This is a genomic window from Desmospora profundinema (assembly GCF_031454155.1).
Taxonomy (GTDB): domain Bacteria; phylum Bacillota; class Bacilli; order Thermoactinomycetales; family DSM-45169; genus Desmospora; species Desmospora profundinema.
In genome coordinates this window covers 281,603-294,045 of the sequence record NZ_JAVDQG010000002.1, presented here as the reverse complement: position 1 = coordinate 294,045, position 12,443 = coordinate 281,603, and the positions used below count along the sequence as shown (strand labels likewise).

The window sequence follows — 12,443 nt, the reverse complement described above, 5'->3', positions numbered from 1 at the left end:
AGTATAATGGACGGTGTTTGTGCTTAGTGGAACCGGGGAATACCTCGGTGAAGCACGGCAGGTGTGGGTCAATCTTCCTCTGAGGGAAGCCTTCGCTTGCATCATCGCTTCAGGGTGTACATCCCGGCGATCAAGGCCGGGCGTTTGGCGCCCGTGGAGGGAGGGATAAGGATGGCGGAAGTTCACGTTCGTAAAAACGAATCGTTGGATAAAGCGCTGCGCCGCTTGAAGAAATCCATCGCCAAAGACGGTACTATGCGAGAACTGAAAAAGCGTAAGTTCTACGAAAAGCCCAGTGTGAAACGGAAGAAAAAAGCTGATGCCGCGCGCAAGCGCAAATAACAGTGTGAGGTGCGGTTTCCTTGACTTTGATCGAGCGGTTAAACCAAGACATGAAAACCGCGATGAAAAATAAAGACAAAGAGACTCTTTCCGTCATCCGCATGGTTCGGTCTTCTTTGAAGAACCGAGAGATTGAGTTGAAACGTCCTCTCAATGAAGAAGAGGCGTTGGATGTCGTGATCAAAGAGCTGAAGCAGCAACAGGACTCCTTGGTGGAATTTGATCGGGCGGGCCGGGATGATCTAGCAGAAAAGGCTCGGTCCGAAATCGCCGTATTGGAGCGGTATCTGCCGGAACCCCTAAGCGATGAGGAGCTTCGTTCCATCGTCCAGAAGGCGGTCAACCGAACCGGGGCCGCTTCCAAAGCGGATATGGGTAAAGTGATGAAAGCGGTGATGCCCGAGGTGAAAGGGCGCGCCGACGGCAAACGGGTGAACCGGTTGGTCCTGGAAGTTTTGCAATGAACACAGCGTGTTTCGCGCTGTGTTTTTTCGCTTCGGATGGTTTACACTAGAGTAAAGGGCAATTGCCCTTTCAGGACAACCATTTTAGACGGCGCCTGATAAGGAGAGGCCGTTTAAACGTAACGAACAAGAGAGGGGAGTCGGATGGGGAGAAAAAAATCCTTGCTGGCAAGTATCCTCTTGTTATGCTTGGGATTGATGAGTTTCATTCCGGCTGTGGCATCTTCCGGGGTGGATGCAGCCGAGGGTCGAATGGTATACTGGATCCCGGTGGAACAGGAAGTGGAGCGGGGGTTGCTCCGCTTCTTGGAACGAGGCTTTCGCGAAGCGGAAGAAGCAGCCGCCAGGGACATCGTATTGGAGATGGACACATTGGGCGGGGAAGTAAATGCCGCCCTTGAAATCGGAAAGCTGCTTCGGGCCTCGGAGATTCCGGTGACGGTCTACATAAAAGGGGAAGCGATATCAGCCGGTGCCTATATCGCCCTGAACGCCGACCATATCCTCATGACTTCCGGCAGCGCCATCGGTGCCGCTGAGCCGGTCACCATCACCGGTGAACAAGCGGACCCCAAGACAGTGGCATTTTGGCGGTCCAATATGCAGGCCGCTGCGGAATCACAAGGGCGGGACCCGGATATTGCCGCCGGGATGGTGGATCGGAACATCGAGATCGAGGGTATAAAAGAAAAAGGCGAACTGATCAGCCTTTCGGCTGGGCAGGCCGTGGAGCTCAAAATGGCGGACGAACTGGTTGCTGATGAAGAGGAAGTGCTTCGCTTCTTAAATGCCGAAGACGCAGAGATCGTCCGAACAGATTTGACGGTGAGCGAACGAATCGCCCGGTTTGTCACAAGCCCTTATGTCATCCCCGTTTTGTTCACCATCGGTTTGGCCGGGATCGCCATCGAGTTTTTTTCCCCGGGCTTCGGCATTCCCGGAACGATCGGAATTGGGGCGTTTGCGCTTTACTTTTTCGGTCATTTCCTCGCAGGATTTGCCGGGTATGAAACCCTGGTCCTGTTTATCATCGGGTTGATCCTGTTGGCCCTCGAGGTTTTTGTTGCCGGCTTCGGCATATTGGGAATCCTGGGCCTGATCGCCCTGGTGGCTGCTCTTGTCACTGCCGCCCCCAACGTCATTTTCGGTGTGGTTTCCCTGTTGATCGCTTTTGCGGTGACGGCAGTGGGGGTGTTTATCGCCATCCGCCACCTGGGTACGCGGGGAGTGTGGAAACGATTAGTTCTCTTTGATGACCAACGCAACCAATCCGGCTACATCTCGCAAGTGAGTCGAATCAGCTTGATGGGCAAAAAAGGGAAGGCGGTGACACCCTTACGCCCGTCAGGAGTCGCTGTAATCGACGGGGTCCGACAAGACGTGGTGAGCGACGGTGGATTCATCCCCGCGCAAGCCCCGGTTGAAGTAGTGGGATCAGAAGGAGTGCGCCTGGTTGTGCGCCAGGTGAAAGACGTTCAAGATTCCTCTGCGGAAGACCCTGTTGAATAATAAATAATCAAGGAGGCTGTCTAAATGGACGCAGGAGTATTGAGCTTTTTGTTTATCGCCGTTCTCATCGTCATCGGCTTGTCCATCCTGTTTACCTTTGTGCCGGTGATGCTGTGGATTTCGGCCATGGCGTCGGGTGTGTATGTGGGCCTGACCACATTGATCGGGATGCGGTTGCGCCGGATCGCACCGGCTAGAATCATCAACCCGCTCATCAAAGCCCGTAAGGCGGGTCTTGATGTGAGTATCGCCCAGCTGGAAACCCACTACTTGGCCGGAGGGAACGTCGACCGGGTGGTGGATGCCCTAATTGCGGCCCAGCGTGCCGATATCGACCTTATGTTTGAGCGGGCCGCCGCCATTGATTTGGCCGGGCGTGACGTGCTCCAAGCGGTCCAAATGAGCGTAAACCCCAAAGTGATTGAGACTCCTGTCGTGTCCGCCGTCGCAAAAGACGGGATCGAAGTGAAAGTGGTGGCCCGGGTGACGGTGCGTGCCAACATCGACCGGTTGGTGGGGGGTGCCGGTGAGGAAACGATCATCGCCCGTGTCGGGGAAGGGATCGTCACCACCAACGGATCTGCCAGCAGTCACAAAGAAGTATTGGAGAACCCCGATCTCATCTCCAATACGGTGTTGTCCAAAGGCTTGGATGCTGGTACCGCTTTTGAAATTTTGTCGATCGATATCGCGGATGTGGATGTGGGTAAAAACATCGGGGCGACCCTGCAAATCGATCAGGCTGAGGCTGATAAGAACATCGCCCAGGCTAAAGCGGAAGAGCGGCGTGCCATGGCTGTCGCCAAAGAACAAGAGATGCGTGCCCGCGTGGAGGAAATGCGCGCCAAAGTGGTGGAAGCGGAAGCCGAAGTTCCCATGGCGATGGCGGAAGCGTTGCGTGCCGGCAAGCTCGGTGTGATGGATTATTACAACATGCAAAACATCCTGGCCGACACCGATATGCGTAAATCCATCTCCCAATCCGACGAAGACGAAGAGAACAAATAACGGGAACTGACGAGTTGAACCGTTCCCGGCCCTTCCAGGACGACAATTGAGAGGGGCTTCGCCCAATAGGGTGGTTGTTCTCATAAGGGAGGTGCGTTTATGGATGACTTGATTGAATTTCTGTTTTCCAACGGGATCTTTGTCCTGCTGATCCTCTACTTCATCTTTTCCGCCATCTTTCGCGTGTTAAGAGGAGGAGGGGAAACCGCCCAGCAGCAAGCTCCAGCTGGTGAGGGTGAAAGAGGCGGTCAAAAACGAACACCCTGGGCAAACCCGTGGGATGACGAAGTCAATATCGACCCCGACCCGGATCCCCGGGAAGTAAAAGAGATGCGGGAACGGTTGGAACAAAAACCACCCCGCACTCCCGAAACCCCTTCCCTCCAGGTTGTTCCAAACATCAAAACTCAAAAACCTTCCTCATGGGCCCGTCTGTCTAAAGAGGAATGGAAACGGGGGATCATTCTCAAAGAGATCCTGGATCCTCCAAAGGCTCGCCGCAGGCGTGGTCTTCGATAGCTCCCCGCCTGCGATGACCACTCCTTGCCATGGAAACATGTGCGCAACATGATTCATCTCCCCTCATTCCACACTAGGGATAGGGGAGGTGAAAGCCATGGCACGTTCACGCAGCAGCAACCGTTTGCTGGTTCCGGGTTCCGCCGGTGTCCTTCAGCAGTTTAAAGAGGAAATCGCTTCTGAGTTCGGAGTTCAGCTGGGTGGGGCCAGTACCGCCCGGGCTAACGGTTCCGTCGGTGGAGAGATTACCAAGCGTTTGGTCCAACAGGCCGAACAGCAACAATCCGGCTTTGGACAGCAATAACGACAAGTGAATCTTACGGACTGGTACAGCGATGCGGATTCCCGCATCGCTTTTTTCGTACTTTCATGGGACGAAGGTGATCTGCGTAGACTGATATGATTGAAAAATGGAGATCTGGAACTTACATTCGTACAGCTCTTTTGAGCCTTTGTTCAAGCGGGTCCCGCCTGACAGATGGTTTCTGATGCGGCCCGTTTGATCAGTCCTTCATAAAGGCGGACAACCGTGCATACAAGTACTATCGACGGGATGGTGGGTGTTTCCATGAGAAAGATCGGAAACAAGTTGAGAAAAATCGCCTCCGACTGGTTGGACATTCCACCTGATGTTGCCGCCAACGTCCCCCGGGTACAGATGGTGGGGCCTTATCGGCTCCATATCGAAAATCACAGGGGCGTGGAGTCTTTTAGCGAGACAGCGCTCACATTGAAAACAGACCAGGGAGCGTTGGTGATTACGGGACGTCGCTTGGTGATTCAGGCGATTTATCCGGAGGAAATTTGGGTGGAAGGGGAGATTTCCCAAGTTCGATATCAGGGATAAGGGGAGAAGTCCGTTGCCGCAGATCGAATGGCCTCGCCAGCTGACCGGACAATTGGTGGTTGAATTGACCGGGCCGGAATTGATCCGTTTTATCAATGAAGCAACCCGGGTACGCCTGGAACTCCAATCCATCACTTGGATGGGAACCGGTAAAGTTCGGTTGACTCTCTTTGTGTCCGATTTTTTTCGTCTGCGTCCTTTGCTTCGTTCCACGGGCACCAAAGTTCGGATCATCCGAAAGAAAGGGTTTCCATTTTGGTGGATGCGTCTGATGCGTCGCCGGTTTTTCGCCTGGGGAATCCTGTTGTTCCTGTTGTTGCTGTTCAGTTTATCCTCTGTGGTATGGAGTGTGGAGGTGGAGGGGAATGAACGGATTCCTGAATCGGAGCTTCGCACGCTGTTGCGTGAGGAAGGGGTATACATCGGGCAACTGAAGTACCGGATGAAATCGGCGGAGGAGATCCAGTATCGGCTTGGGGAAAAAATGCCGCAGCTTTCCTGGGTCGGTTTCCGCATGGAAGGCACCCGAGCCGTATTGACAGTGGTGGAAAGGAAACGGGTGGAAGAGGAGCGGGATCCGACAGACCGCGGCCCTGTTAATCTCATTGCCAAGCGCGGTGGGCTGATCGTCGACATGCATGTGGAACGCGGTCGTCCAGTGGTGGAAGTGAAGGATGTGGTTAAAAAAGGACAGCTGTTGGTTTCCGGCCGTTATGGGAATCCGGCACAAACGGAAACAGGATCATTGGTGGGGGCCAAGGGAAAGGTCTGGGGACAGGTGTGGTATGAGTCGGAGGTAGAGGTGCCGCTGGTGCAAAAACGGAAGGTGTACACCGGAAACAGGGAAAAAGGTTATTACCCTTTTATCGCCTCCAGAATCGTACGCCTTCCTTTTTGGCAAGAGGAATCGTTTACACAATTGGAATCGATTCAACATGTCAAAGCAATTCAATTCGGACGTTGGCGCCTGCCGTTCGGCTGGGTGGAAGAAGAGCGTCTGGAGATGGAGTGGGTCAAACAGAAAATCCCTGAAAAGGAAGCGATCGCTCTAGGGGTGGAACGGGCACGGGAAGATCTTTTATCTCAAATGGGGGAAGGATCCAGGGTTGTGGACCAAAAAGTTTTGCACCCTCGCGTGGACAGTGGTAAAGTTGTAATGAAGATACAGTTTGATGCTATCGAGGATATTGCCCATCCACAACCGATTTTGCAAGGAGAATGAGACATTTGCATGAGGACCAAACCATTAAAATCCGACTGAAGGATCCCCATGAGGCACTTAGCCTGTTCGGTCCCCAGGACGGGTTTTTACGTATCATTGAAGAACGCACCGACGCTAAAATCGTTTCCAGGGGAGAAGAGGTGGCTATCTCCGGTTCTCCAGAGGAACTGGAAGTGCTGGGCCACCTGTTTCGTGTGCTGTTAACCTTGATCCGGCGCGGTGTCACCCTGACGGAACGGGATGTGGTCTACGCTCAGCGCTTGGCACGGGAAGGATTGGCCGATGAGATCTTAGAGCTGTATGGTGAAAAGATCGGAGTCACGCAAAAAGGGAAGCCGATCCGTGTAAAAACGTTGGGACAACGTCACTATGTCAGTGCCATTCAAAAGTCGGACATCGTTTTCGGAATCGGACCGGCTGGAACCGGTAAAACGTTTTTGGCCGTCGTGCTGGCCGTCACGGCCTTAAAAGAACACCGGGTCAAACGGATCGTGCTGACCCGTCCCGCTGTAGAGGCTGGAGAAAGCCTGGGCTTTTTGCCGGGTGATCTGCAGGAAAAAGTGGACCCCTACCTTCGTCCCCTGTACGACAGTTTATATACCATGCTTGGGGTCGAACAGGTCAACAAGCTGATGGAACGGGGAATGATTGAAGTGGCTCCCCTGGCCTATATGCGAGGACGAACGCTGGAAGATTCATTTGTCATTTTGGATGAAGCGCAAAATACCACCAATGAGCAGATGAAAATGTTTCTGACGCGACTGGGTTTCGGTTCCAAAATGGTCGTGACCGGCGATGTAACCCAGGTGGATTTGCCTAAGGGCAAGGAGTCCGGATTGAAAGTGGCAGAACAGGTGCTCCAACGAATAAAGGATATTCCTTTCGTTTACCTGACCCAATCCGATGTGGTACGTCACACATTGGTTCAAAAAGTGATAGACGCCTATGAACAAGCAGAGTAATCCTGCAGCAAGACCTGGGAACGAAAAGGAATCCAGTGAGACTTGACTGTCAAAGTGCATAAGGAGTCGGTCATCCATGAAAGAACTCCATCAACCAAAGCAGCCATCCTGGCGGAAACGATTCCGTTTTCCTGCCTCCTGGAGGACGAGCAGGCGGGTCCGTTTTTTGTTGTATGCAGGTTTGGGTTTGTTCTGTTACCTGTTGCTGATGGAGGATGTCCTTCCCCAACAGTATGATCTCACCCCTGGCTCCGTCGCCTCGGAAGCGATTGTATCCCCTGTTACCAAAGTGGACCAGGAGGCGACGGAACGGGCACGGGAACAGGCTGCGGAATCGGTGGGTAAGCAGTACCAAGTGGATGAGCAGTTGACAGAACGGCAATTAAAACGATTGGATACGGTTTTTTCCGATGTTCGTCGCAACCTGTCCGACGATTCACTTTCTGAAAAAGAGAAGATCGCCAACTTTAAAGATATTGTGCCGGTGGAGATGTCGGAAGAGTTTTATCTCAAACTGGCGCGACTGGAAGCCGAACAATTGACGGAGATGCGGATCGTCGGTCGAGATATCCTCCACGATACCCTGTCGGAAGGGGTGAAGGAGGACGAAGTGGAAGCGAAGCAGGATCAAGTGGATCGTGCTTTGGTCACCTCCACCTTGGCTGCGGATGCCCGTTTCGTTGTTCGCGAACTGACGAGGGAAATGATCCTGCCTAATGAGTTGTTTGACCGGGAACGGACTGAAAAATTGCAGGATGCGGCCCGGGACAGTGTTGAGCCGATCCCCATCCGCAAAGGGGAAACAATTGTAGCAGCAGGTGATGTGATCACCGATGACCAGTATCGCCAGTTGCAGGAGTTGGGTGTGCTGCGCGACCGGGACAATCCTTTTCCGTATATCGGTCTGGGATTGTTGATATCGTTGGTGATAGGATTGCTGGCTTGGTTTACCCATCGTTTTCAAGTGGAGGGTTACCGGGATAATCTTAAAACGCTGATGTTGGTCAGTGTATTCATGATTACCCTTCTGGGGATGAAGGTTGTCAGTTTGGGGCAAAATTTGGAGTGGAGCACCGTCGGTTACCTGGCTCCGGCAGCTTTGGGAACGATGTTGATCACACTCCTTTTAAACCTTCAGTTGGCGCTATGGTGCGGTGTCATACTAAGCCTGTTCGCCGGTATGTTTTTCAATGCGGAAAATCACTTGCTGTTTGATTTTCGCTATGGTTTGGTTGCGTTGATGAGCGGTTCGGCCGGGGCCTTCGCCTTGGCTGGCGTACGCAATCGTCTGTCTATTTTCCGTGCGGGGCTGGTGGCGGCCGGGGCCAGCATGATGACCATCTCCGCTTTATACGCACTGGTGCCGGTGGATGGCGACTGGACTGTATTGTTGCAGTCCTTGGCTTTTGGTGTTGCAGGGGGATTGTTTTCCGCGGTATTGACGATTGGATTCCTGCAACACTTTGAAGCGATGTTTGATATCTTATCGCCGCTGCGATTATTGGAGCTGTCCAACCCGAACCATCCCCTGTTGCGCAAATTACTGATCGAGACACCGGGAACGTATCACCACTCCGTCATTGTGGGCAATCTGGCCGAGGCGGCGGCGGAGGCAGTAGGAGCCAACGGTCTGTTGGCGCGGGTGGGTTCTTATTACCATGACGTGGGCAAGACGAAGCGGCCGCAGTTCTTTATTGAAAACCAACTGCAATCGGAAAATCCTCATGATAAGATTTCCCCCAACCTGAGCAAGACAATTATCATTTCCCATGCACGGGATGGTTATGAGATGTTGAAGGAACACAACATTCCAACCCCGATCTGCGATATAGCGGCACAACACCATGGAACGACGCTGTTAAAGTACTTTTATTTCAAAGCGAAGGAACTGGATGACCGGGCACAGGTATTGGAGGCGGATTACCGTTACCCGGGTCCGAAGGCACAATTTAAGGAAGCGGCTATCATCGGCATCGCCGATTGTGTGGAAGCGGCTGTCCGTTCTCTGGCCCGGCCCACTCCGGACCGCATCGAGAGCATGGTCCGCAAGATTATTCGGGATCGGCTGGAAGACGGGCAATTCGATGAATGCGACCTCACGTTGAAGGAACTGGATCTGATTGCCCGTTCCATGTGCGAGACCTTGCAAGGCATCTTCCACTCCCGTATTGAGTATCCTGACGACAGTCAAGGCGGAAAAGGGGTGAAACCCGCATGACTCTCCATGTGGACCTGGACATTCAGATCGATTGGAATGAGGCCGATCAAGCCGCTATTGATGCGGTCGGACGGTGCCTGGAACAAGCAGCTGTAGCCGAAGGGGTAAAGGAGGCGGAAGTGTCCGTCTCCATCGTCGATGATCCAGTGATCCATCGATTGAACCGGGAATTTCGCGGTGTCGACCGACCCACCGATGTCCTATCATTCCCCCAGTGGGAGCCGGGAGAAGAGCTTGTTGCCGTGACGGGAGAGCCGATCCCATTGGGAGATGTGATTATCTCCCTCCCCCGCGCCCGTGAGCAGGCGGACACTTACGGGCACAGTTTGCAGCGGGAGCTGGCCTTTTTGGCGGTTCACGGTTTTCTGCATTTGCTGGGTTACGATCATCAGAACCAGGCGGAAGAAAACCGGATGTTTGCCCGTCAGGAAGAAATTTTGGCCTTAGCCGGTCTGAAAAGGTAGGAATCCCTCCATGTGGTGGTCCAAAGTGCTCCACAGCTTTCGGTTCGCGTTGGAAGGGTTGAAATATACCTTGGTCAGCCAACGCAACATGCGGGTTCATTTTACCGCCGCTTTGGCCGTGTTGCTGCTGGCTCTCTATCTACCGCTCAGCAAGGTGGAGGTATTACTCCTCTTTATCTGCATTCTGCTGGTGTTGGTGGCCGAATTGTTCAACACGGCGGTGGAAGCGGTCGTCGATATGGTCTCTCCCGAGTTTCATCCATTGGCAAAAGTGGCGAAGGATGTGGCTGCGGGGGCGGTGTTGTTGTGTGCGGGACTGGCGGTGGTGGTGGGGATCAGCATTTTTTATCCTTACCTGGCGTTTTTTACTTTTCATACGTTTGAGCAAGCCCCCTATCCTCCCAACATCGGATTGGCTGCGTTGATCACCTTCGACTTCTTCTTAACATTGATTTTAAAAAGTGCGATGCACCGGTTGGAGCGTCCCGACCTTGAGCCCAGTATGACCACCTCGCTGGCCAGTTGCATCGCTACCTCGCTGGTCTTAATGACGGCACATTTGTTAATCACCTTACTGGTATTATTTTTAACAGCGTTGCTGGTTGGAACACGTCTGCGGATCAAGACTCGGAAAAAACCTGTGCTTCTGGGGATGATGTTAGGAATTGTAGTGGCTTGTATTGGTTTCCAATTGATGATGTAACCGGAAAGGGGTCCGACACAAGGGATGTTCAAGCGCTTCCGCACCTATCTGATCATCGGTGTTATCGCGTTATTGCCTGCCCTTGCCACGCTGTATATTTTGAAATTGCTCTTTCGCATCATTGATCCGACTTTGGGTGTGGCGGTCGCCCATGTGTTGGATTTGGTGGGAGTCCTTAAATTTCCCTTAGAGATTGGCGGGTTTGTTTTTCAAACCCACATTCCTGGTGTGGGAACGATTCTCACCCTGATTCTACTGGCGTGGATTGGGATGATAGCCCGCAGCTTTGTCGGCCGCCAGGCGCTTCGATACACAGATCGTCTCTTTTACCGCATTCCGTTGGCCCGGACGATCTATTCCACCGTCAAGCAGATCACCAGTGCTTTTGAACGGGATCAGGCCAGCTTTAAAAAAGTAGTATTGGTTCCCTACCCTCGCCAAGGGGTTTATACCATGGGCTTTTTTACCGGGGATGCCAACGGCGAAATTCAAGCCAAGACAAAAGGCCGTATCTTAAATATTTTCTTGCCTACCACTCCCAATCCCACCTCCGGTTGGCTGGTGATGGTGCCGGAAGAAGATGTGATCTTTCTGGATATGACAGTGGAACAAGGCTTAAAATACATTATTTCCGGGGGGGTTGTCACTCCCGTCTGGCCACCGGTTGTACCAGGGCATTCCCCTGAGCTGCAGAAGGAGAAGACGCCATGAACCGAGAACGACTCATTCAGGAAGCGATAAAAGCACGTCAATATGCCTATGTTCCGTATTCCCGCTTTTCGGTGGGGGCCGCTTTGACCACTTCGGACGGCAGGGTGTTCCGGGGTTGCAATGTTGAAAACGCCTCCTATGGGCTGTGCAACTGTGCGGAACGAACCGCGGTTTTTAAAGCAGTCTCCGAAGGAGCCGATTCCTTTGCCGCAGTGGCCGTCGTAGCGAACACGGAGGGTCCCGTCTCTCCCTGCGGGGCGTGCCGGCAAGTGTTATCGGAGTTTTGCCGGCCGGATGTGCCGGTTTATTTGGCTGATCTGAAGGGGAACGTAAAAGAGACGACGGTGGGGGATTTGTTGCCGGGAGCGTTTGGCAAGGGGGACTTAACATGAAGGAAAAAGGTTTCCGGTCGGGGTTTGTGGCGTTGATCGGGCGTCCCAATGTAGGAAAATCGACGCTGTTAAATCAAGTGTTGGGGCAAAAAGTGGCCATTATGTCGGACAAACCCCAGACGACGCGCAATCAGATCCGGGGAGTTCACACCACGGATGATGCCCAGATTATTTTTCTGGATACCCCAGGGATCCATAAACCCAAGTCCCGTTTGGGGGATTGGATGGTGAAGACGGCCCGTGACACCTTCGAAGAGGTGGATGTGGTCCTGTTCCTGGTAGATGCCAAGGAAGGAGCGGGATCGGGGGACCGATTCATCATGGATCTATTGCGGGATGTGAAAACGCCCATATTCCTCGTGGTTAATAAAATAGACCAGGTTCACCCCGAATCGTTGCTGCCCCTGATCGACCAATATCGGAACCGCTTTTCTTTCCGGGAAGTGGTTCCGATTTCCGCTCTGCACGGCAACAATACATCCAAGCTGCTGGAGTTGATCTTGAAGGAATTACCGGAAGGCCCTCCCTATTATCCCTCCGAGTATGTAACCGATCATCCGGAGCGGTTTATTGTAGGCGAGTTGATCCGGGAAAAAGTTCTCCATTTGACCCGGGAGGAGATCCCTCATTCCGTGGCGGTGGTGGTGGAGGAGATGTCCCGCGAGGAAGAAGGGGATTTAGTCAACGTCAGAGCAACCATTATCACGGAACGTTCTTCACAAAAAGGGATTTTGATCGGCAAACAGGGGTCCATGTTGAAAGAAGTAGGGCGTCGTGCCCGAGAAGAGATCCAGCGTCTGCTGGGAAGTAAGGTGTATCTCGATCTCTGGATCAAAGTGAAGAAGGATTGGCGCAATGAGGATTTTTATTTGCGACAGTTTGGATATCGGGATGAAGATTGAGCATTTATTTGCGTGGGAGACCGGTCGGGCTGGCGGGCTGTCTGCGATCTTATCCGTACAACAGTAGGGCTCGGTTCTGTTTGGCCATTTAATTTTCGCCCTTTTCAAGGACGACAATTGTAGGGGGCTTTGCCCAAGAAAATAGGTTGGAAAAACTTATCGGTCCGTTTCCGGTTATAC

15 protein-coding genes are annotated in these 12,443 nt (G+C 52.9%); all 15 read left to right on the top strand.

Annotation, left to right across the window (positions count from 1 at the left end):
• Positions 1–171: 171 nt before the first annotated feature.
• The 15 genes from rpsU (at position 172) to era (ending at position 12,263) form a co-directional block, all read left to right on the top strand.
• Positions 172–342: a 30S ribosomal protein S21 gene (gene rpsU / locus JOE21_RS05095; RefSeq protein WP_309863209.1), complete on the top strand. Its 171-nt coding sequence runs from the start codon at positions 172–174 to the stop codon at positions 340–342.
• Positions 343–362: 20 nt separating this feature from the next.
• A complete protein-coding gene (locus JOE21_RS05090; RefSeq protein WP_309863206.1) occupies positions 363–806 on the top strand; it encodes a GatB/YqeY domain-containing protein in 444 nt (147 codons plus the stop codon).
• Between the two features lie 144 nt (positions 807–950).
• The gene (locus tag JOE21_RS05085) at positions 951–2,315 is read left to right on the top strand and encodes an NfeD family protein (RefSeq protein ID WP_309863204.1); all 1,365 of its coding nucleotides are present in this window, start codon (positions 951–953) and stop codon (positions 2,313–2,315) included.
• Between the two features lie 24 nt (positions 2,316–2,339).
• Positions 2,340–3,323 carry a flotillin-like protein FloA gene (gene floA, locus JOE21_RS05080; protein ID WP_309863202.1) on the top strand — a complete coding sequence of 328 codons (984 nt, stop codon included), beginning with the start codon at positions 2,340–2,342 and terminating at the stop codon, positions 3,321–3,323.
• A gap of 99 nt (positions 3,324–3,422) precedes the next feature.
• The gene (locus tag JOE21_RS05075; protein WP_309863200.1) at positions 3,423–3,842 is read left to right on the top strand and encodes a hypothetical protein; all 420 of its coding nucleotides are present in this window, start codon (positions 3,423–3,425) and stop codon (positions 3,840–3,842) included.
• Between the two features lie 97 nt (positions 3,843–3,939).
• Positions 3,940–4,146: an alpha/beta-type small acid-soluble spore protein gene (locus tag JOE21_RS05070; protein WP_309863198.1), complete on the top strand. Its 207-nt coding sequence runs from the start codon at positions 3,940–3,942 to the stop codon at positions 4,144–4,146.
• A gap of 264 nt (positions 4,147–4,410) precedes the next feature.
• Complete coding sequence (gene yqfC, locus JOE21_RS05065) at positions 4,411–4,689, top strand: sporulation protein YqfC (RefSeq protein WP_309863196.1); 279 nt, start codon at positions 4,411–4,413, stop codon at positions 4,687–4,689.
• A 13-nt stretch (positions 4,690–4,702) separates the two neighbouring features.
• Entirely contained in the window at positions 4,703–5,911 is a 1,209-nt protein-coding gene (gene yqfD, locus JOE21_RS05060) for a sporulation protein YqfD (protein ID WP_309863193.1), read from the top strand.
• Positions 5,912–5,916: 5 nt separating this feature from the next.
• Entirely contained in the window at positions 5,917–6,873 is a 957-nt protein-coding gene (locus tag JOE21_RS05055; RefSeq protein ID WP_374709329.1) for a PhoH family protein, read from the top strand.
• 76 nt (positions 6,874–6,949) lie between these two features.
• Entirely contained in the window at positions 6,950–9,091 is a 2,142-nt protein-coding gene (locus tag JOE21_RS05050) for an HD family phosphohydrolase (protein ID WP_309863187.1), read from the top strand.
• Positions 9,092–9,105: 14 nt separating this feature from the next.
• Positions 9,106–9,555: an rRNA maturation RNase YbeY gene (gene ybeY / locus JOE21_RS05045; protein ID WP_374709328.1), complete on the top strand. Its 450-nt coding sequence runs from the start codon at positions 9,106–9,108 to the stop codon at positions 9,553–9,555.
• Positions 9,556–9,565: 10 nt separating this feature from the next.
• Complete coding sequence (locus JOE21_RS05040; protein WP_309863181.1) at positions 9,566–10,258, top strand: diacylglycerol kinase; 693 nt, start codon at positions 9,566–9,568, stop codon at positions 10,256–10,258.
• Positions 10,259–10,282: 24 nt separating this feature from the next.
• Positions 10,283–10,969 carry a DUF502 domain-containing protein gene (locus JOE21_RS05035; RefSeq protein ID WP_309863178.1) on the top strand — a complete coding sequence of 229 codons (687 nt, stop codon included), beginning with the start codon at positions 10,283–10,285 and terminating at the stop codon, positions 10,967–10,969.
• Positions 10,966–11,361, top strand: a complete 396-nt coding sequence (locus tag JOE21_RS05030; RefSeq protein ID WP_309863176.1) for a cytidine deaminase — start codon at positions 10,966–10,968, stop codon at positions 11,359–11,361. The genes JOE21_RS05035 and JOE21_RS05030 overlap by 4 nt, the downstream gene beginning before the upstream one ends.
• Positions 11,358–12,263, top strand: coding sequence for a GTPase Era (gene era / locus JOE21_RS05025; RefSeq protein ID WP_309863173.1), 906 nt, complete (start codon positions 11,358–11,360; stop codon positions 12,261–12,263). The genes JOE21_RS05030 and era overlap by 4 nt, the downstream gene beginning before the upstream one ends.
• The last annotated feature ends 180 nt before the right edge of the window (positions 12,264–12,443 follow it).